The organism is Roseovarius carneus, assembly GCF_020141465.1.
In the GTDB taxonomy this organism is placed as follows: Bacteria; Pseudomonadota; Alphaproteobacteria; order Rhodobacterales; family Rhodobacteraceae; genus Roseovarius; species Roseovarius carneus.
On the sequence record NZ_JAHSPD010000001.1, the window covers coordinates 1,906,755 to 1,928,029 of the forward strand.

Sequence of the window (21,275 nt, forward strand, 5' to 3'; positions counted from 1 at the left end):
TACGCCCTTTCGGGCGTCCTCGTGGGGAGGGAAATGATGATACCAGTTGTTGGATTTGAAGGACGCCGCGTGGCCGTCCTTGGTCTTGGCCGCTCGGGGCTCAGCGCGGCACGGGCGCTGCGGGAGGGCGGTGCGGAGGCGCTGTGTTGGGACGATAGCCCTGTGGCGCGTGTGGCGGCAGAGGCCGAAGATTTCACCGTTCTGGACCTCGGCCGCGAGGGCGCGATGGACGGTCTCTCGGCCCTGATCGTCAGCCCCGGCATCCCGCATCTTTACCCTGAGCCCAACCGGATTGTGACCGCAGCCCTCAATGCAGGCGTGCCAGTGGACAACGATATCGGGCTTTTCTTTCGCTCCTTCGCCGCGTCCGGCTGGGAGGAGATGGATAGCGTGCCCCATGTCGTGGCTGTCACTGGATCAAACGGGAAATCCACGACTTCGGCCCTCATCGCGCATATCCTGTCGGAGGCGGGGCGCGATGTGCAATTGGCGGGCAATATTGGTCGGGGTGTTCTGGATCTTGATCCGCCTTTGGATGGCGGTGTGGTGGTGCTGGAGCTCAGTAGCTACCAGACGGAGCTGGCCCGTGCGCTCACACCTGACATTGCGGTTTTCACCAACCTGACGCCGGATCATTTGGACCGTCACGCAGGCTTTGGCGGGTATTTCGCGGCCAAGCGCCGCCTCTTTGCCGAAGGTGGCCCGGACCGCGCCGTGATCGGCGTTGATGAGCCGGAGGGGCGGTTCCTCGCGGGGCAGCTCAGCGAGGGGCCTGTGGACGACCGGGTGATCCGGATCTCGTCCGGCACGAAGCTTACCGGGCCGGGATGGCTGGTGTTTGCGCGCAAAGGGTTTCTCAGTGAATACCGCAAAGGACGGCAGGCGGGCAGCATTGATCTGCGCCCCATCAAAGGCCTGCCCGGCGCGCATAACCACCAAAACGCCTGCGCAGCCTATGCCGCCTGCCGGAGCCTCGGCCTTGCGCCAAAGGTGATCGAGGCGGCGATGCACAGCTATCCGGGCCTGCCGCACCGCAGCCAGATCATCGCCGAGGCGGGTGGCGTGACCTATGTGAACGACAGCAAGGCCACGAATGTGGATAGCGCACTCAAGGCGCTGATGGCGTTCGATAAAGTGCGCTGGATCTGTGGCGGGTTGGAGAAAGAGGGGGGGCTTTCGGCGCTTGCCCCGGCGCTGGGCCGTGTCGCCAAAGCCTATGTGATCGGGCGTGAGGCTGCGGGGTTTGCCGTGCAGTTGAGCGGCGCTGAAGCCGAGGTCTGCACCACAATGCAAGAGGCGGTCGCGCGGGCCCATGCCGAGGCCGAGCCCGGCGAGACGGTCCTTTTGGCCCCGGCGGCGGCGAGCTTTGATCAATATGACAATTTCGAGCAGCGCGGCGATGACTTCGCGGCCTGCGTGCAGGCGGCACTCGGCTCTGGTCAATAGCGGCTCGCTGCGCTATTTCATCCGCCAAACGCGGAGGGCCTATGCCAGACAGCACGCCATTTCAAAAGCCGGGGCCCGTGGAAAATGATCTGCGCGCCGCACTTGCCAGCACCGAAGAGATCATCGCCGAAGCCCGCGCGGGCCGGATGTACATTCTTGTGGACCATGAGGACCGTGAGAATGAGGGTGATTTCGTCATCCCGGCGGAGTTTGCGGATGCGACGGCGATCAACTTTATGGCCACCCATGGGCGCGGCCTGATCTGCTTGCCGATGACGTCTGCGCGGATCGAACGGCTTGGCCTGCCGATGATGGCCGTGAACAATTCCTCGCGCCACGAGACGGCCTTTACCGTCAGCATCGAGGCGCGTGAGGGCGTGAGCACAGGCATCTCTGCCGCCGACCGTGCGTTGACCGTGGCCACCGCGATCAATGATCAAAACACCTCTGCCGCGATTGCGACGCCGGGGCATGTCTTCCCGCTCAGGGCGCGCAATGGCGGTGTGATGGTGCGTGCGGGCCATACGGAGGCGGCGGTGGATATCAGCCGCCTTGCGGGGCTGCACCCCTCGGCGGTGATCTGCGAGATCATGCGCGCGGATGGCACAATGGCGCGCCTGCCCGATCTCATCGAGATTGCGGCGGAGCATGGACTGAAGATCGGCACGATCAGTGATCTCATCGCTTATCGCCACAAGCATGACAACCTCGTGCGCGAGACGCGCCGCGAGACGGTTCATGCCCATATCGGCGGCGCGTGGGAGATGCGCATCTTCACCGACCAGATCAGCGAGACCGAGCATGTCGTGCTGGTCAAAGGCGATATTGAGAGCGGCGGGCCGGTTCTGGCGCGCACCCATGCGCTCAACGCGCTGGAGGACACTCTGGGGATCGGCGGGATGCCGGGCGGCAAGCTGCCCCGCGCGATGCAGATCATTGCCGATGCGGGGCGGGGCGCGATTTTCCTCTTCCGCCAGCCGCGTCCGCGCCTTGCGGGCGAGATCGACGATGATGGCCCGCGCACGATCAAGCAGACCGGGCTTGGCGCGCAGATTATGTCGACCATGGGCCTGCGTGAGCTGATCTTGCTGACCGATAGCCCGGAGACCCGCTATCTGGGTCTTGACGCTTACGGCATCACGATCACCGGCACCCATCCTCTGAGCAAAGGTTGAGCCCATGGCTGGCACCGAATACACCCTCCCGCGCGCGACGTTCGAGGCCCCTGTGAAGCTTTTGATCGTGGTGGCGCCGTTTTACCGCGACATCGCGGATATGATGATCAAGGGCGCTGTGGCCGAGGCCGAAGCGGCGGGCGCCACATATGAGATCAGGGAAGTGCCCGGCGCGCTGGAACTGCCCACGGCCATCGGCATTGCCGAGCGGATGAGCAATTTCGACGGCTATGTCGCGCTTGGATGTGTCATCCGGGGTGCCACGACGCATTACGAGACGGTGTGTGGCGATTCCAGTAACGGGCTTATGCTTTTGGGGCTGCAAGGGCTCTGCATCGGGAACGGTATCCTGACCGTGGAGGACCGCGCACAGGCCGAGGAGCGTGCAGACCCCGCGCGCATGAACAAAGGGGCGGGCGCCGCCGCCGCAGCCCTCCACCTCATCGCGCTCAGCCGCAATTGGGGGGCGGAGCGCAAGGGCATTGGCTTCAAGCCCGCAGGCAGCTACCAGATCGCCGGCGACAGCAAGGACACCCCCACCGCATGAGTGATGCAGCAGCCCCCCTTTCCGGCAACAAGAAGCGTCAGATGCGCAGTGCGGCACGGCTTTACGCGGTGCAGGCGCTTTTTCAGATGGAGCATTCCGATCTTGATGTGGATGCGGTCTATGCGGAGTTTCTGGAGCACCGTTTTGGCGCGGAATGGGATGATGAGAGTGAGATGGTGGACGGGGACATGGATCTCTTCCGCGATCTTCTGAACGGAGCCGTGGACGGTCAGCGCCCGATTGACCAGATGACCGACCGTGCTTTGGTCGCCAAATGGCGCATCGACCGGATTGATCCGACGATTCGCGCGCTCTTTCGCGCGGCGGGGGCAGAGATACTTGGCGGAAAGACGCCGCCCCGCGTGGTGATCAGCGAATTCGTCGATATCGCCAAAAGCTTCTTTCCCGAGGGTAAAGAGGCGAGTTTCGTCAACGCAGTGCTGGATCACATGGCACGCGAGGCAAAACCAGAGGCGTTTTGAACACTATTTGACGCCAAGCCTTGAGACGCCCGGATAAAGGCATATACTTATAGCCAACCGGGGGAGTATCCCAATGCCTAAACTTATCCGCCTCTACATCATCCAATGCGCGATCGGCTTCGGCCTTGCGGCGGTTTTCGTGGGCATGCTCTTGTGGTTCAACATCGCAAATCTTGGTCATCTGGTGTTCAATTCCGACAAGGGATGGCTGGCGCTTTTGGTGCTGTGGATTTCCAACGGCGTGGTGTTCGGCGGGGTGCAGTTTGGCATCGCGATCATGCGCATGAAGGACGATGATGATGACGAGCCGCGTGGCGGGCATCGCCGCCGGGTCCAGCGCCCTCAGGGCAAGATGATCCCCGTGCGGGTTGCCGCTGGCGGGCGTCCGCAGGAAATGCGCCGCCGGTGATCAGCGGCGGTGCCTCGCGCGTAGCACTGGCTTTTTATCAGCAGCCTCCAGACGGCCCCGCGTCCCTCTTTGCACAAAGGCAGGTGCCGTTTCGCGCAGGATTTTGCGCCGTATCGCATCCTCATAATTGTTGAACCCACGGATGGTTTCGGTGAACGCGCCGGGCCCGGTTATGACGCTGTCCTGAAAATACAGGGTGAGGCCGCTTGGCCCCGCAGCCTCCGGCTCAATCACCAGCGCGTTGACGGTGATGCCCTCGGCCCCAAGCGCTTGGCGGATCTCGGCAGGGCGGGGGCCATTGTTATTCGCTCCATCGCCTGAGATATCCACCGTCAGGGCCGCGCAATCGACGCGGCGCAGCTGATCGCGGGCAAAGAGCATCGCCGCCCCCAGCCCCGTGCGCCCCGAGCGGATGCCTTGCGGCGCATCCCGCAGCCGGATTGACATATCGGCCAGCGTCTCCGGCCCCTGCACCTGCGTCCAATCCAGCAAAAGCGTTTGGTTGAACTGCCCGCTCCATTCAAACACCGCCAGTTTTACATGTCCGCCAGGTGAGGTTAGCGCCTGCACGACCTCCGGGTCCTCCAGCGCGCGCGCCAGCCCACCCCGTTGCAAGGCGAAGTCGAACACATCCACAGAGAGCGACACATCCAACCCGAGGATCAAAGCCTGCCGACAGGTCTCCGCCGCAGCACCCACTGGGGTGAGGGCGATCATCACTGCAATTTTGCAAAGCCAGCGCAGAGTGATCTCCCCTTATCATGCATTAAAGCCTTAGCCCTGCACTACGTTACCGTGCGCGCCGCAGCATTCAAATCACAACATGGGGCGGGAGGAAGTGGCGGGCCCGCAGCAACCGTTTGGTTATCTCATTCCCGAGGACCTGTATGTACAGGTGGGCGCCGGGTAACTGGACCAGGGTCCAGACAGAGCCAGCTCCCTCGGAATTGCTTAAGGCCACCGGAATGCAACCGTGGACGTGAGGAGCAGAACCCGCCACCCATCTAGGTAATGCGCGCAAGGGGCCGGGGCAAGGGGATCGAGCAAGGGGTTGCGCACGTTCCTTCTTTGTTCATATTGCCTGTCATGGACAGCACGCCCCTTCATACGCAGCTGCATACCCAACCCGGGCAAATCCTCGCGCGTGGGGTGTGTCGGCATTTGCTCAGCCATGATTTTGCCTGTCTGGAGGAATATGTGCCTGCGCGGGGCCTTCGCGTGGATGTGATGGCGCTGGGACCCAAGGGCGAGCTTTGGGTGATCGAGTGCAAATCCAGCCGCGCCGATTTTCTCTCGGACGGGAAATGGCAGGGCTATTTGGGTTGGGCCGACAGGTTTTTCTGGGCTGTGGACGCGACGTTTCCACAAGAGATCTTGCCCGAAGGCACGGGGCTGATGGTCGCCGATGGCTATGATGCGGAGATTCTGCGCATGGCCCCCGAGACGAGGCTTGCGCCCGCGCGGCGCAGTGCGATCACGCGCAAATTTGCCCGCACCGCCGCGCTGCGCCTGCAAAGCTTGCGCGATCCACTCAGATTTCCCGAAGTTTAGCGGCCCAGAGACTTGGCGGCAGCGATGATTTCGGCGGCAATCTCCTCGGCCTCTTCGGGCGAGAAATCCATCGGGATCTCGATCCCTTGCGATTCGACAAAAATCCGCACCATGCCCTGATCGGTTGGGCCGATCTGCATATTTGCCTCGATGTCGCGTTCGGTGTTCAGGCCCATGATCGGCTCCTCTCAGACCCAAGCGTTCTAGGCCGGGGGCGGGGCAATGGCAAGCGGCGGCCAATCGTGATTTCGCGTGCCAAGAGGCTTGCAATCGCGGCGCGGCACGGGTAAATCGCCGGGCAGGGCCGCCTTAGCTCAGTTGGTTAGAGCGCTTGATTGTGGATCAAGAGGTCCCCCGTTCAAGCCGGGGAGGCGGTACCATTTTAACCAAACGGTTATGATGCAGGGCTACTAGTCTGCTTTGATCTCGATAGACTGGCGCAGTTTGCCCGAGAGCCTGTCATAGATCAAAATCTCGTTTGCCGCCGTCACCACCGCGATCCAGTCGGAGCCTTGGGTGAAGGCCGTGGCCTCTGCCCCCTCTGGCAGGGTGAGTGTGGCAGGCAGGTCTGGCCTCGCGCCGCCCGAGAAGCGGGTGACAAACAGCGCTACGATCACTATGAACCCGATAATCATCGTCGCCGTCAGCACAGTCACCAATCGGCGCAGATGTTTTACCAGCCCCGGATCGAGCTCTGGCACGGTCTCAGATACATCATTGGAGCGTTCGGTCATGGCGCAGGCCCCCCTCAGCGTGCGGATATCTCATGCCCCGCCGCCCCGTCTGGATAAGGCATTGGCGCGCGATGTGCCAGAGGAGGCGGCGTTGTCGCGCACCCGTCTGGCGCGGCTCATTGGCGACGGTCAGGTGCGCCTTAACGGGACCGTGACACTTGACCCCAAGGCGCGGGTGGCCGAGGGCGATATCGTGGAGATCACAGTGCCCGAAGCGGTCGAGAGCCATATCGAAGCCGAGGAGATCCCGCTTGAGATCGCCTATGAGGATGATGATCTGATCGTGGTCAACAAACCTGCGGGCATGGTCGTACATCCGGCCCCCGGCACGCCGTCCGGCACGCTTGTGAACGCGCTTTTGCATCATTTTGGCGGAAAGCTTTCTGGGGTGGGCGGTGTCAGCCGTCCCGGCATCGTGCACCGGATCGACAAGGACACAAGCGGGCTTCTGGTTGTGGCCAAATCCGATGCGGCGCATCACGGGCTGGCCGCGCAATTTGCCGCCCACACGGCCGAGCGGCATTACATCGCGCTCTGCCACGGCGTACCAGAGGCCGCTGATCCACGCCTGCGCGGCCTGCGCGGGGTGAGTTTTGAGCCCGGCAATATCCTGCGGATCGAGACCGAGCTTGCCCGCCATAAGACCGACCGGCAGCGACAGGCCGTGATCTGGGGCGGGGGGCGTCATGCCGTGACCCGCGCACGCCTCATTGAGCGGTTTGGCACGCCTGCCTGCATCGCGTTGCTGGAATGTTGGCTGGAGACAGGGCGCACCCACCAGATCCGCGTGCATATGGCCCATGCCGGGCACGGACTAATCGGCGATCCGGTCTATGGTGGGCGCCGCAAGTTGCCGCAAAAGGCGTTGCCCGAGGGCGGTCTTGAGGCGGCGCAGTCCTTCCCGCGTCAGGCGCTTCATGCGGCCTCGCTGGGGTTCGAGCACCCTCTGAGCGGTGATGAGATGCGCTTTGAGGCGGATTTACCAAGCGATATCGAGACGCTCTGCACCGTGTTGCGCGGGGGCTGACGCGCGGTCTCTGTTACGTCCGAGCACAGCTGCGTGAGGCCATGGTCACATGGGTTCCAAACACCTTTTTGCAGGATCATATATCCTTAACCGGTTCCCTGCTAAGGCCCTTGAAAGGGCCGAGCACCGATCCTAAATTGATGTTAAGGTCCTAAACATAGGGCGATCTGGAGGGTTTTGAGATGGCCAATTACGCAAATCTGCCGGCGCCGACGCCAGAAGGCGGTCTGAACCGCTATATGCAGGAAATCCGTAAATTCCCGCTCCTTGAGCCGGAAGAGGAATATATGCTGGCCAAAGCCTGGGTCGAGCAGGAGGATACCGAGGCGGCTCACCGCATGGTCACATCGCACCTGCGTCTCGCGGCCAAGATTGCCATGGGGTATCGCGGCTACGGCTTGCCGCAGGCCGAGGTGATCTCGGAGGCGAATGTGGGCCTCATGCAGGCCGTGAAACGGTTCGACCCTGAGAAGGGTTTCCGCCTCGCGACCTATGCGATGTGGTGGATTCGCGCGAGTATTCAGGAGTATATCCTGCGCTCGTGGTCCTTGGTGAAGCTTGGCACGACATCGGCGCAAAAGAAGCTCTTTTTCAACCTACGCAAAGCGAAGAACAAGATTGGCGCGCTGGAAGAAGGCGATCTTCGCCCGGAAAACGTCAAGACAATCGCGACCCAGCTGGGTGTGACAGAGGCTGAGGTGATCTCCATGAACCGGCGCATGTCGGGTGGGGATGCGTCTCTCAATGCCACGGTCGGATCTGAGGGCGAGGGGACGATGCAATGGCAGGACTGGTTGGAAGACACCGATGCCGATCAGGCTGGTGATTACGAGGCGCGCGACGAGCTTGAGGCACGCCGCGAGATGCTGAGTGCGGCGATGGATGTTCTCAATGACCGCGAAAAGGATATCCTGACCCAACGGCGCCTGTCTGACACAGTCGTGACGCTGGAAGAGCTGAGCGGGCAATATGACGTGAGCCGCGAACGCATCCGCCAGATTGAGGTGCGCGCGTTCGAGAAGCTGCAAAAGCGGATGCGCGCGCTGGCGCAGGACAAAGGCATGATGTTGGACGCCTGACATATAGGAGGCCTGAAATGTAGGGGGCCTGCGGTGATTGCAGAGGCCTGACCGCTTGCCCCTTGGCGCGCCGCGCACGCCGGAGTAGTTTACGTTGCAACCTCGAAGGGGCGCGCAATGATCCAGGCGACACGGCGAATATGGGCGATGGGGGCTGCTGCGGCGGCGTTTAGCCTGCTTGCGGCTTGCGCCGAACGTGGGGTGGTCATGTATGCTGATCCCAGGCCTGATGCGTCGATAGAAGTGATGTATGTCGCGACACAGCGCGCCTTGGGCAAGGCGAATGACACGTTTGGCGAAAAGCGAAACGCCACCCTCAACCATTTCCGCGCCGAAATCTCGGTCCCGCCTAACCATGAGGTGGGCCAGATTGAGTGGCCGCGCGGTACCCCCGACGCGTCACGGCATTTCGTGATCACGCAAAGCAGCCTTTTACCGGATTCGGCCCAGATGGCCCGGCAAATCGCCGCTGAGCGCAGGACGGGCGATACGATGATATTTGTGCATGGCTATAATAACACCCTCTCTGAGGCGATGTACCGTTTTGCCCAGATCAAAACGGATTATGGCGTCACCGGGCCGGGCGTTTTGTTTTCATGGCAATCGGCAGGCAATCCGCGCGGCTATATCTATGATCGCGATTCGGTACTTTTTGCGCGCGATGATCTGGTGGAGACGATCCGGCAAGTGGCGCGCCACTCGGATGAGCGTGTCTTTTTGCTGGCCCATTCTATGGGGGCGCAACTGATGATGGAGGCGCTGCGCCAGATTGCTTTGACGGGGGATCTTGCGCTGTTGGACCGGGTGGCCACGGTTGCGTTGATCAGCCCGGATATTGATCCCGATCTTTTCCGCGATCAGGTGACAACTGTGGGAACATTGCGCGCGCCGATCTTGGTGTTTGTGTCGCGCGAGGATTGGGCGTTGGGGCTTGCGAGCCTCATTACCGGATCAAAAGAGCGGCTTGGGGTGATCTCCTCTGGCGCGCAGGTCGAAGGGCTTGATGTGCGGGTTATCGATGTCTCGGGGCTGGAGGATGGCAAGGATATGAACCATGCGACGGCCTTTACTTCGGCGGCGGCGGTGGGGGTGCTGCGCGGATTGATTGATGAGGCGCGTGGGGGCCGGCAGCCGTTTCCGGGTTATATCGCGCTTACGGGTGATAACTTGAAGCGCTGATGCGGTTGCGACAATTGAGAGGGGAATGGCATGGCTGGAGGCTGGGCCCGCGATGGGGCCGTATCAGAGCAGATTGAGGCGTCGATCAACGATGAGTTGGCACGCCTTAAGGCACGTCGCAGCCCTGAGGGCGAAAGCCTGACCCATTGCGCGGAATGTGAGGAGCCTATCCCGGAGGCACGGCGTGCGGCGCTGCCGGGTGTGAAGCTGTGCATTGAGTGCGTGGCCGAACGCGATGGGGCGAAGGCTGCGCGGGGGGGCATCAACCGGCGCGGGTCGAAAGATTCTCAATTGAAGTGATCCGGCGGTGCGCCCTTCGCAGGGCGCGCAGGGTTGGATTTGCGTTCGGGCCACGCAGGCCATGTGTAATTGCGTTCAGGCCACGCAGGCCGGGGCTCCGCCCCCGCCGTTGAATTTCCCGAGGGAAATTCAACGTCTCCCCCAGGATACTTTTGGCAAGAAGAAGTTGGGGTCAGCCTTCCATCGCTTCCAATTCATCGATGAAGCCTTCGATCATGCTGAGGCCTTTGTCCCAGAATTTGGGGTCGGACGCATCGAGGCCGAAGGGGGCCAGAAGGGCTTTGTGGTGTTTGGAGCCGCCCGCCTTGAGCATCTCGAAATATTTATCCTCAAAGCCTTCGGGTGCATCCTCGTAGACCGCGTAGAGCGCGTTTACGAGCCCGTCGCCGAACGCGTAGGCATAGACGTAGAAGGGCGAGTGGACGAAATGGGGGATATAGGCCCAGAATGTCTCGTAGCCCTCCATGAAATCAAACGCTGGCCCGAGCGATTGGGCTTGGACGGACATCCAGAGCGCGTTGATATCCTCGGGCGTCAGCTCGCCCTCGCGGCGGGCGGCGTGGAGTTTGCATTCAAAGTCGTAGAAGGCGATTTGGCGCACCACGGTATTGATCATGTCCTCGACCTTGCCCGCCAGCATCACCTTTCGTTCTGCGTCCGAGGCGGCACCGTCCAGCATTTTGCGGAAGGTGAGCATCTCGCCGAAGACGGAGGCCGTCTCAGCCAGCGTAAGGGGGGTGGAGCTGAGAAGCTCGCCTTGATCGGCGGCGAGGACCTGATGCACGCCGTGGCCCAGCTCATGCGCCAGGGTCATGACATCGCGGGGTTTTCCCAAGTAGTTGAGCATCACGTAAGGATGCACGTCGGTTACTGTGGGGTGGGCAAACGCGCCCGGTGCTTTGCCGGGTTTGACGCCTGCGTCAATCCAGCCGCGATCGAAGAAGGGCTCGGCCAGAGCGCCCATGCGCGGATCAAACGCGGTGTAGGCGTCCATCACTGTTTTGCGCGCAGCGTCCCATGAGACGGTTTTGGTGTCTTCCATCGGCAAGGGCGCGTTGCGGTCCCAGACCTGCATCCGCTCAAGGCCCAGCCATTTGCGTTTCAGCTCATAATAGCGGTGGCTGAGGCGGGGGTAGGCGGCGACCACGGCATCACGCAGGGCCTCCACGACCTCGGGCTCCACATCATTGCTGAGGTGGCGGCCGGTTTGGGCGGTGGGCATGCCGCGCCAACGGTCGATAACCTCTTTTTCCTTGGCGGATGTGTTGTGCACGCGGGCAAAGGTGCGGATGTTTTCGCCAAACACCCGCGCCAGCTCGCGGCTGGCGGCCTCGCGTTTGGCTCGGTCTTGCTCGGTCAGAAGGTTCAGCGTGCCTTCGATGTTCAGCTCCTCGCCATCCACCTCGAAGCTGAGGCCCGCGATGGTTTCATCAAAGAGCCGTTCCCACGCATCGCCGACCACGCCCATATCGTGCAGAAACTTCTCCATCTCGTCGGAGAGCTGATGCGGCTTCATCGCGCGGATTCGGTCCAGCACGGGTTTGTAGCGTGCGAGCGCGTCGTTTTGCGCCAGAAGCCCGGCGAGGTGGTCATCCTCCAGCCGGTTGAGCTCAAGCGTGAAAAACACAAGAGGTGTCGTGTAAGTCGTTACTTTCTCTTGGCAATCGCTGAGGAATTTGGTGCGCGCGCCATCGGTGGTAAGCTGGTAATAGCGCAGCCCGGCGAAGGACATGATGCGTCCTGCGACACCGCTGATCGCTTCGTCGCGCTCGATACATTTGAGCAGCTCGCCGGCGTCCAGCGTGCTCAGCTTGCCCTCGTAATCGGCGGCGAAGGCTGCGCAAGCTTCCTTCAGCCAATCCATGTCGCGCTGAAGCTCAGGCGCGTCCTCAGACGTATAGAGATCGCTCAGGTCCCATTCGGGCAGATTGCCGAGCCCTTCGCTGCCTGAGCTTGGATTGGCGTCGAAGGTGGGGCGTGGCAGGTGGGTCATGAAGCTCTCCTTGAGTGATCTGTCAGACATAGGCGCGGGGCGGGTAAGGCTCAAGGCCCGGCTTTCGTGCGGGGGTCTTTGAGGGCATGCGGCTCAGCCGTATTGCGCCAGCATCGCGTTCAAATCGTCGAGCGTGTTGGCCTCCTCCAGCGGCTTGTCGTGGCGCCAGCGCTTCATGCGCGGAAACCGCAGAGCGACGCCGGATTTGTGACGCGGTGAGGTGTGGATGCCCTCAAAGGCGATCTCGAACACATGCTCTGCGCGCACCTGCCGGACGGGACCGAAGCGCTGGAGTGTATTTTTGCGCACCCAAGCGGTGATCTGGCGAAATTCGGCATCGGTGAGGCCGGAATAGGCCTTGGTGAAGGGCACGAGATCGTTGCCGTGGCGCACGGCAAAGGTGAAGTCGGTGAAGAGGTTGGCGCGCCGCCCGTGGCCTTGCTGGGCATAGATCATCACCGCGTCGATGGTCAGCGGATCGAGCTTCCATTTCCACCAATCGCCCTTCTTGCGGCCCGCGTGATAGGGGCCAGCGGCGGACTTGATCATCAGGCCCTCGGCGCGATTGTCGCGCGCTTTGGCGCGGATATCGGCGAGATCCTCCCATGTTGTGAAGGGGATGAGCGGTGAGGCGCGCAGGGGGGCCGTGTCTGGCAGCGCGCCGAGGAGGGTGTCGAGACGCGCGCGGCGGGTGGTGAACGCAAGCGCGCGCAGGTCTTCGCCGCTTTCCTCCAGGAGATCATAGGCGAGTAGGATCACCGGCGCGTCCTTGAGCAGCTTTTTCGGCACAGACTTGCGCCCGATACGCTTTTGCAGGTCATTGAAGGGCAGGGGGGCTGTGCCGTTCCATGCGACGATCTCTGCGTCGATCACGGTGCCGTCGGGAAGGAAATCGCGGGCGCGGGCCAACTCGGGGAAGCGGTCGGTCATCAGGTCTTCGCCGCGCGACCAGACGAAATGTTCTCCCCCGCGCAGAATGAGTTGCCCGCGGATGCCGTCCCATTTCCACTCGGCGCGCCACTCTGCCGGGTCCCCAAGGGCCTCTGGCGCGCCCTCAAGCCCGTAGGCAAGACAGAACGGGTAGGGCCGCGAGAGGGATGCGGCGGCATCCTGTGCCTCGATCAGAGCGTGGTATGTCGTCGTCTCCGGCGTCCAGTCGCCCATGAGGCGATGCGCCAAAGCGGCCTCGTCCTGCCCTGTGGCCTGAGCGAGGGCGCGGGTCATCAGCTTGCGTGAGATACCCACGCGAAAACCCCCGGTCAGCAGCTTGTTAAAGACCAGCCGCTCCGCCGCGCCCATTTGGTCCCATGCGTCCAGAACGGCGGCTTTGCGCGCGTCCTCATCGGCATGATCCAGCGCGCGAAGTGTCTCGATCCATTCGGTCAGGCTGGTGTCATGGGTGCGCGTATTGGGCGGCAGGGTGAGGGCGATGGTTTCGGCCAGATCACCAACGATGGGGTAGCTTTCTTCAAAGAGCCACAGGGGGATGCCCGCCCGCTCGGCGGCCCAGATGCGCAGCTTTGTGGTGGTGATGGCCCGCTTGGGGCGGCGACCGGAAAAGAGCGCGATGGTCCAGAGTTTATCGGTGTCGGGGGCGGTGTTGAAATAGGCCGCGAGGGCCTTGATCTTGGCCGTTGTCTTGGTGGTCTGATCCACGGCTGTATAGAGATCGGTGAAGGCTTTCATGCGCCGTCTTCCTCAAGCATCTCGCCAGTGAACTCGGTTGGAACGGGCTGTGCATTATAGCCCTGATCGCTCAGCCATCGCGCGAAGATATCGGTGTAACCATGCGTAGGGTATATGTTTTCAGCGCCTGTAGATTTAATCGCTTCGTTCAGCCCGGCCCAGTCGGCGTGGTCGGACATCACAAACCCACGGTCCACGCTGCGCCGCCGCCGGACCCCGCGCAGGCGCATCCATCCGCTGGCAAATCCGGTCGAGGCCGGGCGGAAACGGCGCGCCCAATTGCCCGCCAATACGCCGGGTGGGGCGAGGATCAGCGCGCCGGGATGGGTCTTGGGGTCAAGCTCGGGGGTGACATGGGTCGTGTCCGGCAGGTGCAGGCCCTGACCGCGCAGGATGGCGTTCGTGGCCTCAACCGCGCCGTGGGTGAGGATGGGCGCGATGGCTGGATCGAGGAGCGACAAGAGCCGCTGCGCCTTGCCCAGCGAATAGGCCCCGAGGAGCGAATATGTGCCCGTCGCCGCATTGGCCGCCCACCATGCGTTGATCTCGGCGGCTGTCTCCTCCTCGGAGGGCCAAGTGAAGACCGGCAAACCAAACGTGCATTCGGTGATGAAGCTATGGCAGCGCACAGGCTCAAACGGGGTGCTGAGCCGGTCTGGCGTGGTCTTATAGTCGCCCGACACGACCCAGACCTCGCCACCTACTTCAACGCGGATCTGGGCGGAGCCGGGAATGTGGCCCGCCGGATGGAACGAGACGCGCGCGCCGCCAATTTCGCGCACCTCGCCGTAAGGCATGGTATCAAGGGTGATATCCCCGAGGCGGTGGCGCATCACCGGGGCCGCGATATCCGTGGCGAGATAGCGGTTGTGCCCTTCGCGGGCGTGGTCTGCATGGCCGTGTGTGATCAAGGCGCGGTCCACCGGGGACCACGGATCAATGAAAAAATCGCCAGCGGGGCAGTAGATGCCTTGGGGTTTGAATTCCAGAACCATGGGTCGGAACATAAGCCACGCGCCGCGATGCGCCAGCCTTGCGGTGTTGTGTGCAGTGGCTAAGGTAAAATCAAAGAGGGAGGGGTCGATGCGGTTTGTGAGATTTGGCGAGGTGGGGGCGGAGCGTCCCGGAGTTTTGGACAGCGCGGGGGGACTGCGGGATCTGTCGGGCGTGGTGGATGATCTGGCGGGCGATGTTCTGGCCGCGCTGCCGGATGTGGACCCGCAGGGCCTGCCGGGTGTTGAGGGCAACCCGCGCTTGGGGCCGCCCGTGGGGCAGGTGGGTAAGCTGGTTGGGATTGGGCTCAATTATTCGGATCATGCGGCGGAGGCGGGGATGGATCCGCCGAAGGAGCCGATCCTTTTCATGAAGGCCACATCCTCGATCGTTGGCCCCTATGATGATGTGCTGTTGCCGCGCGGGTCGGAGAAGGGCGATTGGGAGGTGGAGCTTGGTGTGGTGATCGGAAAGCGCGCAAAATATGTGAGCGAGGCTAAGGCCTTGGATCATGTGGCGGGCTATATGATCATCAACGATGTGTCCGAGCGCGCATTTCAGATCGAGCGCGGTGGGCAGTGGACCAAGGGCAAATGCGCCGACACGTTCGGGCCGATGGGTCCGTGGCTTGTGACCCCTGATGAGGTGGGTGATCCTCAGGATCTGGACCTCACACTTGATCTGAATGGCGCGGCAGTGCAGCGGGGCCATACGTCCAGGATGATCTTTGGCGTGGCCCATATCATCAGCTATGTGAGCCATTTCATGAGCCTCAACCCGGGCGATGTGATCGCCACGGGCACGCCTGCGGGGGTCGGGATGGGGATGCGCCCTCAGCAGTTCCTGCGCGAGGGTGATGTGATGGAGCTTGGGATCAGCCGGCTTGGGCGGCAGCGGCAGGTGGTTGGCCGCGACGGCTAGGCGCGCGCTGGTTGTTGTAGAGATCGGCAATCATATCAAAGAGATATGTCCGCATGGTGGGCGTATCCATCAACGGCTCATGCAGCCCCCCGCCAACCATTTCCAGATGGCTGCCTGGCCAGCGGTCCATCCGATCGAGTATCCGTGGCACATCGACGATATCTTCGCCGCTGCCCGCCACGGTCACGCAGGGAATATCGGGTGAGGGCAGACGGGCCAGTGCCCTGCACTCGTAAAGCGCCTCATGCAGCCACCTGATGCTCGGCCCGCCAAGTGCCAGCTCGGGGTAGCGCGCGGTCTGGTCGATCATCGCCTGATACATCGGCGGATCATTGGTCAACCTGTTGGTCTCGAACGGCTCAGTCTGGACGTAATTCACACCCTTCTGGCCGGGCGCATACAGTGCCCCGAGGCCGATGCGGCGGCTGCTCCAGCCCAGCGACCATGCGACGGGGCGCAGGATATCCTTCATCTGGATGCCCCACATCGGGCCAGAGAAGGCGCAAGTGGCGACATCCATCCCCGTCATCACGGCGCGCAGGCCGATGCAACCCCCCATGGAATGAGCCAGAAGATGCCATGGGCGGGGCAGGTCAAGCGCCTCAGCAGCGGCGAGCGCAGCCGTTACATCGCGTTGATAATCCGAGAAGAAACTCACATGGCCCAGCATTGGGTCGGGCGCGAGCCGATCCGACAGCCCCTGTCCGCGCCAGTCGATGATGATCGATGCAAAGCCCCGCGCGGCCAGGGCCTTGGCGGCAAAGGCGTATTTCTCGATATATTCCGTGCGGCCCGGAAATATGAACACTGTGCCCTGCGCGCCTTCTTTGGGAAACGCGCCCAGGCGCAGGCGCACGCCATCACCCGCACGCACCCAATAGGCGGCCCCGCCGGGCGGCGGGTCGGCCACATCCGCGTAGAAGGGCGCAGGCTCCAGCATCAGCCCAGAACGCTGCCCAGCTTCATCGCCATGCCCATATCGCCATCCACGGCCAGCTTACCGGACATGAAGGCGGCGGTCGGGTCCAGATCGCCTTCCATGATGGATTGGAACGTGTCGGCATCGGCGGTGAGGGTCACGTCCGTGTCCTCTTCGCTGGCGCGCGCGCCGGAGTTGTCGATCACAACAGAGCCTTCGCCGGTGATGTGGAACTTGGCTGTGCCGTCAAAATCCTTGCCCGCCATCTTGCCGTTCAGGGCCGCGACGGCCTGATCCAGTGTCTCGCTCATATCTGCCTCCTTGAGAATTGAAGCGCCGGGGGGTTTGCTTTCCGGCGCTCTACGCTAAACTGATTGGTGTTATGAGCATATATAGGCCCTTTTTCCAGAACATCGTTGCGGCAACTCTGCTGCTTGCCCTCTTTTCTGCGCCCGGCGGGGCCGAGGAGGCGCGGCTTGATCTGTTATACGGTCAACTTAAGGGCGCAGAGGCGCAGGATGCGCGCCGCATCGGCGAGGAAATCCGCCATGAATTGCGCAAGACAGGCTCGCCCTCGATGGATTTGCTGGTCAAACGTGGACGTGATGCGATGGAGGCGGGCGATATGCGCGGCGCCATCGGGCATTTCACCGCTCTGACGGATCATGCGCCGGATTTCGCCGAAGGCTGGCATATGCGCTCGGTCGTCTTTGCCCGCGCCGGGATGCCGGGCCTCGCCTTGGCCGATCTTGAGCGGTCTCTTGGTCTTGATCCACGCAATTTTGCTGCGATCTATTCGCTCGGGGCGGTGCTGGAGCAGGTGGAGCAGCCCGAGCTTGCGCGCGAGGCCTATCAGCGCGTTGCGGCTATACATCCGCATTTCGACGACATATCAGAGACGCTGAGCCGTCTGGACGAGGATCTTCGCGGCTCTGATCTCTGATCGGCACATCCACCACCCCAACCTAAAAAAGGCCCACGCCATGGCACAGCCGTCAAGAACCCTCGCGGTTCTGGGCCCCACCAACACCGGCAAGACGCATTATGCGATTGAACGGATGCTGGGCTATCCCACCGGGGTGATCGGCCTGCCGCTGCGCCTTTTGGCGCGCGAGGTCTACGACAAGATCGTCGCGATTCGCGGGCCGTCCGTCGTGGCTTTGGTCACGGGCGAGGAGAGGATCGTGCCGCCACGGGCCAAATACTGGGTCTGCACGGTAGAGGCGATGCCCGAGGGGATGGGCGCGGATTTTGTGGCCATCGACGAGATTCAGCTCTGTGCCGACCCTGAGCGCGGCCATGTCTTTACCGACCGGCTTTTGCGGATGCGCGGCCTGCGCGAGACGCAGTTTCTGGGGGCTGCCGCCATGCGCAGCGTGATCGCAGAGCTTGTGCCAGAGGTGGAATTCATCCCGCGCTCCCGAATGAGCCAGTTGACCTATTCAGGTCCGAAAAAGATAAGTAAGCTGCCGCCACGCACGGCAATCGTCGGATTTTCGGTTGAGAATGTATATGCGATTGCCGAGCTATTACGTCGCCAGAAGGGCGGTGCGGCGGTTGTGATGGGCGCTCTCAGCCCGCGCACACGCAATGCGCAGGTCGATCTCTATCAAAACGGTGAGGTGGATTACCTCGTGGCCACGGATGCCATCGGGATGGGTCTCAATCTCGACATTAACCATGTGGCCTTCTCGGCGCTGGCCAAATTCGACGGACGCCGTATGCGGGCGCTCATGCCCAATGAGCTGGGCCAGATCGCCGGGCGCGCCGGACGGGGCATGTCGAACGGCACGTTTGGCGTGACAGGCGAGGCGCCGGACCTGCCCGAGGATATGGCCCGCGCCATCATGGACCACCGCTTTGCGCCCATCCGCAAACTTGAATGGCGCAGTGCTGCGCTTCAGATGGGCTCGGTCGCGGCCCTCATAAAGTCGCTGGAGGCCAAGCCGGAGCACGAGCTTTTGGCACGCGCCCGAGAGGCGGATGACCTCAATGCGCTACGCAGCCTCTCTGAGGCCCCGGATGTGCGGGACCGCGCCACGAATGGCGCGTCGGTCAAGCTTCTTTGGGACGTGTGCCGCATCCCTGATTTTCGCGGCATCAGCCAGGCCGAACATGCGGGGCTTTTGGAGACGATTTTTCTGGATATGCACGAACGTGGCACGATCCCGGATGAGTGGCTCGCGCGGCAAATTCGTCGGATTGACCGCACCGATGGGGATATCGACACGCTTTCCAAAAGGTTGGCGTATATCCGCACATGGACCTATGTGGCGCAGCGCAAGGGCTGGGTCGAGGATGAAAGCCATTGGCGAGACGCCACGCGCGCTGTAGAAGACCGATTGTCAGACGCATTGCATGGAGCGCTGACCCAAAGATTTGTGGATCGGCGCACCTCCGTGCTCTTGCGCCGGCTCAAGCAGAAGGAAGCCATCGTGGCAGATGTGAATGAGACAGGTGATGTGACGGTCGAGGGCGAATTCGTCGGCCGTTTGGACGGGTTCCGCTTTGCGCAGGATAAATCCGCCAGCGGGCCAGAGGCCAAGGCGCTCAGCCAGGCGAGCCTGCAAGCACTGGCCCCTCATTTCCATCTGCGCGCCGACAGGTTCTACAACGCGCCCGACACGGAGATTGATTTCACCGAGCAGGGGGGCCTCATGTGGGGCACCGATGCGGTGGGCCGTCTGGTCAAGGGCGCAGACCCTTTGAAGCCGCAAATCAAGGCGTTTGTCGATGAGGCAGCGGGCGCGGACGTGCTGCAAAAGGTCGAGCGGCGCTTGCAACATTTCATCGATCGCAAGATCGCGACACTTTTTGAGCCGCTTCTCGCGATCAGCCGGGACGAGGCGCTGACGGGTCTCGCGCGCGGCTTTGGGTTTCGCATGGTTGAGGCGCTCGGGCTTATCCCGCGCGGCGAGATTGCCGATGATGTGAAGGCGCTTGATCAGGACGCGCGGGGTGCTTTGCGCAAGCATGGCATCCGGTTCGGGCAGTTCACGATCTTCATGCCGCTCTTGTTGAAGCCCGCACCGACGCGGCTGCGGCTGGTGCTTTGGTCGCTCTATAATGACCTCGACGAGTTCCCCGAATCTCCTCCCCCCGGTCTGGTGACCGTGCCTGCGGTGCAGGTGCCACAGGGCTATTATACCATGGCGGGCTACCGGGCTGCGGGTGCCCGCGCGATCCGCATTGATATGCTGGAGCGTTTGGCAGACATGCTGCGCGCCAAGGACAGCCGTGGCGGGTTTGAGGCCGATCCTGACATGCTGTCGATCACGGGCATGACGCTTGTGCAGTTTGCCGATCTGATGGGCGGGCTGGGCTACAAGGCCGAGCCTGGCGAACGGCCCAAGGTGAAGGCCGCGACGGCTGCGCCGGAGGCTGTGCCTGTGGACGCGGCGATTGCGGAGGCGGGTGCCGAAGTGGTGGCTGATAATGCACCTGAGGGTGCAATTCCTGATGAAGGCGTGGCCCCTGTGGCCTCTGTGGCCACCGAGCCGCAAGCGGCAGAGGACGCGCCAGCGGTGCCTGAGACAGCGGATGGTGATCTTCTGCCGGGCACGACCCCGGACGAGGCTGTGGAGCGCGTCGAGGCCAAGCCAGAGCCTGAGATTGAGACATTCTATACATTCACATGGGCCGGGCGGGGCAATCAGCAGCGCCGCCGCGACGCAGGCGCGCCGCAGGCGCGGGGCGACGCAAAGCCCGGCGAAGGCCGGGGCAAGCCGCGTGGCGAGGGCCGCGATGGTGACCGCAAGGGCGGGCGCAAGCCGCAAAAGGGCAAGGGCAAGCCACAGCGTGACCAAGGCCCCAAAACCTATGCCGCAGCTCCTGCTAAATCGGGCAAGATCGACCCTGACAATCCCTTCGCCGCCGCGCTGATGGGGCTTAAGGGCAAGGAGTGAACGGAGATACCACGAGGGATGCGACCCGCGACACCACCGAGGGCGGTGCGGAAAAGCTCCGCATTGACAAGTGGTTATGGCAGGCGCGCTTCTTCAAGACCCGCGCATTGGCCGCCAAAGTGGTGTCAGGCGGGCATGTGCGGGTGAACTCTACGCGCATTTCCAAACCGGCCAGCACCGTGCGCGCAGGCGATGTCCTGACATTTGCTCAGGCGCGCATCATCCGCGTGATCCGTGTGGAGGCCATTGGCACACGGCGTGGCCCCGCCCCCGAGGCACAGACCCTCTATACTGATCTCTCGCCCCCGCCTGATCCCGCCACACCGCGCGACCCTGTTCCACATACCCCCAAATTTGAGGGAAAAGGACGCCCCACAGGTCGCGACAGGCGCAAACTTGACCTCAATCATCGAGCTTCTCTTGATTGATGGTATGGCTTGATTTACCACGCCCCCAAACGCCGCATCTGAGAGACGCCCATGACCTATATCGTCACTGACAACTGCATCGCCTGCAAATACACCGATTGTGTCGAGGTGTGCCCGGTCGATTGTTTCTATGAGGGCGAGAATATGTTGGTCATCCACCCGGATGAGTGCATTGATTGCGGTGTCTGCGAACCGGAATGCCCCGCCGATGCGATCCGCCCGGATACAGAGCCGGACATGGAGAAATGGGTCGAGTTCAACCGCAAATATTCCGAGATGTGGCCGGTGATCATCACCAAGAAGGACGAGCTTCCTGAGGCCGCCGACCGTGATGGCGAAGACGGCAAGATGGAGAAGTATTTCTCTGAAACCCCCGGCGAGGGCGGATGATCTGAACCGTTCAGTCTGATTCGCGGGGGGTGGGGTGGCTCGCCCCTTGGTTCGGAGCTTTGATTTAAAGGCGAAACGCTACGTCTGATGAGCGCTCTCTTTCGGGGGGCG

The 21,275-nt window shown here is 62.3% G+C and carries 23 protein-coding genes and 1 tRNA gene; 16 read left to right on the forward strand and 8 right to left on the reverse strand.

Going from position 1 to position 21,275, the window contains the following annotated elements:
- The first annotated feature begins 36 nt into the window (after nt 1-36).
- The 5 genes from murD (at nt 37) to KUD11_RS09600 (ending at nt 4,059) form a co-directional block, all read left to right on the forward strand.
- On the forward strand, nt 37-1,446 hold the full coding sequence (gene murD, locus KUD11_RS09580) for a UDP-N-acetylmuramoyl-L-alanine--D-glutamate ligase (protein WP_109387993.1): 1,410 nt from the start codon (nt 37-39) through the stop codon (nt 1,444-1,446).
- Between the two features lie 41 nt (nt 1,447-1,487).
- Nucleotides 1,488-2,621 (forward strand): 3,4-dihydroxy-2-butanone-4-phosphate synthase, encoded by a 1,134-nt coding sequence (gene ribB, locus KUD11_RS09585; protein WP_109384898.1) that lies wholly within the window; start codon nt 1,488-1,490, stop codon nt 2,619-2,621.
- 4 nt (nt 2,622-2,625) lie between these two features.
- Nucleotides 2,626-3,168 (forward strand): 6,7-dimethyl-8-ribityllumazine synthase, encoded by a 543-nt coding sequence (locus tag KUD11_RS09590; RefSeq protein WP_109384897.1) that lies wholly within the window; start codon nt 2,626-2,628, stop codon nt 3,166-3,168.
- Nucleotides 3,165-3,650, forward strand: a complete 486-nt coding sequence (nusB, locus tag KUD11_RS09595) for a transcription antitermination factor NusB (RefSeq protein ID WP_109384896.1) — start codon at nt 3,165-3,167, stop codon at nt 3,648-3,650. The genes KUD11_RS09590 and nusB overlap by 4 nt, the downstream gene beginning before the upstream one ends.
- A gap of 73 nt (nt 3,651-3,723) precedes the next feature.
- On the forward strand, nt 3,724-4,059 hold the full coding sequence (locus KUD11_RS09600; protein WP_109384895.1) for a hypothetical protein: 336 nt from the start codon (nt 3,724-3,726) through the stop codon (nt 4,057-4,059).
- On the opposite strand, the gene KUD11_RS09605 is transcribed toward KUD11_RS09600, so the two are convergent.
- The gene (locus KUD11_RS09605) at nt 4,060-4,776 is read right to left on the reverse strand and encodes a DUF1194 domain-containing protein (RefSeq protein ID WP_109384894.1); all 717 of its coding nucleotides are present in this window, start codon (nt 4,774-4,776) and stop codon (nt 4,060-4,062) included. It lies immediately after the preceding gene.
- A gap of 369 nt (nt 4,777-5,145) precedes the next feature.
- Between KUD11_RS09605 and KUD11_RS09610 the strand changes: the two genes are divergently transcribed.
- A complete protein-coding gene (locus tag KUD11_RS09610; RefSeq protein ID WP_109384893.1) occupies nt 5,146-5,610 on the forward strand; it encodes an MmcB family DNA repair protein in 465 nt (154 codons plus the stop codon).
- On the opposite strand, the gene KUD11_RS09615 is transcribed toward KUD11_RS09610, so the two are convergent.
- Nucleotides 5,607-5,786: a DUF6324 family protein gene (locus KUD11_RS09615; protein ID WP_109384892.1), complete on the reverse strand. Its 180-nt coding sequence runs from the start codon at nt 5,784-5,786 to the stop codon at nt 5,607-5,609. The two genes, KUD11_RS09610 and KUD11_RS09615, sit on opposite strands and share 4 nt — an antisense overlap.
- Before the next feature lie 127 nt (nt 5,787-5,913).
- Here KUD11_RS09615 and KUD11_RS09620 point away from each other — a divergent pair.
- Nucleotides 5,914-5,990, forward strand: a tRNA-His gene (locus KUD11_RS09620).
- A 30-nt stretch (nt 5,991-6,020) separates the two neighbouring features.
- On the opposite strand, the gene KUD11_RS09625 is transcribed toward KUD11_RS09620, so the two are convergent.
- Nucleotides 6,021-6,344, reverse strand: a complete 324-nt coding sequence (locus tag KUD11_RS09625; RefSeq protein WP_109384891.1) for a DUF6476 family protein — start codon at nt 6,342-6,344, stop codon at nt 6,021-6,023.
- Between KUD11_RS09625 and KUD11_RS09630 the strand changes: the two genes are divergently transcribed.
- The 4 genes from KUD11_RS09630 to KUD11_RS09645 all read left to right on the forward strand — a co-directional run bounded on the left by KUD11_RS09630 (nt 6,343) and on the right by KUD11_RS09645 (nt 9,929).
- Nucleotides 6,343-7,371 carry an RluA family pseudouridine synthase gene (locus KUD11_RS09630; protein ID WP_109384890.1) on the forward strand — a complete coding sequence of 343 codons (1,029 nt, stop codon included), beginning with the start codon at nt 6,343-6,345 and terminating at the stop codon, nt 7,369-7,371. The genes KUD11_RS09625 and KUD11_RS09630 overlap by 2 nt on opposite strands.
- 182 nt (nt 7,372-7,553) lie before the next feature.
- Complete coding sequence (gene rpoH, locus KUD11_RS09635) at nt 7,554-8,450, forward strand: RNA polymerase sigma factor RpoH (protein WP_109384889.1); 897 nt, start codon at nt 7,554-7,556, stop codon at nt 8,448-8,450.
- Between the two features lie 117 nt (nt 8,451-8,567).
- Nucleotides 8,568-9,629, forward strand: a complete 1,062-nt coding sequence (locus KUD11_RS09640) for an alpha/beta hydrolase (RefSeq protein WP_224380192.1) — start codon at nt 8,568-8,570, stop codon at nt 9,627-9,629.
- A gap of 30 nt (nt 9,630-9,659) precedes the next feature.
- On the forward strand, nt 9,660-9,929 hold the full coding sequence (locus KUD11_RS09645; RefSeq protein WP_109384887.1) for a DksA/TraR family C4-type zinc finger protein: 270 nt from the start codon (nt 9,660-9,662) through the stop codon (nt 9,927-9,929).
- A gap of 172 nt (nt 9,930-10,101) precedes the next feature.
- On the opposite strand, the gene KUD11_RS09650 is transcribed toward KUD11_RS09645, so the two are convergent.
- The 3 genes from KUD11_RS09650 to KUD11_RS09660 all read right to left on the reverse strand — a co-directional run bounded on the left by KUD11_RS09650 (nt 10,102) and on the right by KUD11_RS09660 (nt 14,615).
- Nucleotides 10,102-11,922: a M3 family oligoendopeptidase gene (locus KUD11_RS09650; RefSeq protein WP_109384886.1), complete on the reverse strand. Its 1,821-nt coding sequence runs from the start codon at nt 11,920-11,922 to the stop codon at nt 10,102-10,104.
- Between the two features lie 93 nt (nt 11,923-12,015).
- The gene (locus tag KUD11_RS09655; RefSeq protein WP_109384885.1) at nt 12,016-13,608 is read right to left on the reverse strand and encodes an ATP-dependent DNA ligase; all 1,593 of its coding nucleotides are present in this window, start codon (nt 13,606-13,608) and stop codon (nt 12,016-12,018) included.
- Nucleotides 13,605-14,615 (reverse strand): ligase-associated DNA damage response exonuclease, encoded by a 1,011-nt coding sequence (locus tag KUD11_RS09660; RefSeq protein WP_109384884.1) that lies wholly within the window; start codon nt 14,613-14,615, stop codon nt 13,605-13,607. Before KUD11_RS09660 ends, KUD11_RS09655 begins: the two co-directional genes overlap by 4 nt.
- A gap of 76 nt (nt 14,616-14,691) precedes the next feature.
- Between KUD11_RS09660 and KUD11_RS09665 the strand changes: the two genes are divergently transcribed.
- Entirely contained in the window at nt 14,692-15,522 is an 831-nt protein-coding gene (locus KUD11_RS09665; RefSeq protein ID WP_109384883.1) for a fumarylacetoacetate hydrolase family protein, read from the forward strand.
- Here the strand turns inward: KUD11_RS09665 and KUD11_RS09670 are convergent.
- Together KUD11_RS09670 and KUD11_RS09675 are read right to left on the reverse strand one after the other, a co-directional pair.
- Complete coding sequence (locus tag KUD11_RS09670) at nt 15,476-16,462, reverse strand: alpha/beta hydrolase (protein WP_318010146.1); 987 nt, start codon at nt 16,460-16,462, stop codon at nt 15,476-15,478. The two genes, KUD11_RS09665 and KUD11_RS09670, sit on opposite strands and share 47 nt — an antisense overlap.
- Nucleotides 16,462-16,752 carry an SCP2 sterol-binding domain-containing protein gene (locus KUD11_RS09675; RefSeq protein ID WP_109384882.1) on the reverse strand — a complete coding sequence of 97 codons (291 nt, stop codon included), beginning with the start codon at nt 16,750-16,752 and terminating at the stop codon, nt 16,462-16,464. The genes KUD11_RS09670 and KUD11_RS09675 overlap by 1 nt, the downstream gene beginning before the upstream one ends.
- A 71-nt stretch (nt 16,753-16,823) precedes the next feature.
- Here KUD11_RS09675 and KUD11_RS09680 point away from each other — a divergent pair, with 71 nt between their 5' ends.
- Genes KUD11_RS09680 through fdxA form a run of 4 tightly spaced genes read left to right on the forward strand, consistent with a single transcriptional unit; the run spans nt 16,824 to nt 21,164 of the window.
- Entirely contained in the window at nt 16,824-17,384 is a 561-nt protein-coding gene (locus KUD11_RS09680) for a tetratricopeptide repeat protein (protein ID WP_224380193.1), read from the forward strand.
- Between the two features lie 40 nt (nt 17,385-17,424).
- Nucleotides 17,425-20,346 (forward strand): helicase-related protein, encoded by a 2,922-nt coding sequence (locus KUD11_RS09685; protein WP_109384881.1) that lies wholly within the window; start codon nt 17,425-17,427, stop codon nt 20,344-20,346.
- Nucleotides 20,343-20,774: an RNA-binding S4 domain-containing protein gene (locus KUD11_RS09690; protein ID WP_109384880.1), complete on the forward strand. Its 432-nt coding sequence runs from the start codon at nt 20,343-20,345 to the stop codon at nt 20,772-20,774. Before KUD11_RS09685 ends, KUD11_RS09690 begins: the two co-directional genes overlap by 4 nt.
- 51 nt (nt 20,775-20,825) lie before the next feature.
- Complete coding sequence (gene fdxA / locus KUD11_RS09695) at nt 20,826-21,164, forward strand: ferredoxin FdxA (RefSeq protein ID WP_109384879.1); 339 nt, start codon at nt 20,826-20,828, stop codon at nt 21,162-21,164.
- Nucleotides 21,165-21,275: the final 111 nt, after the last annotated feature.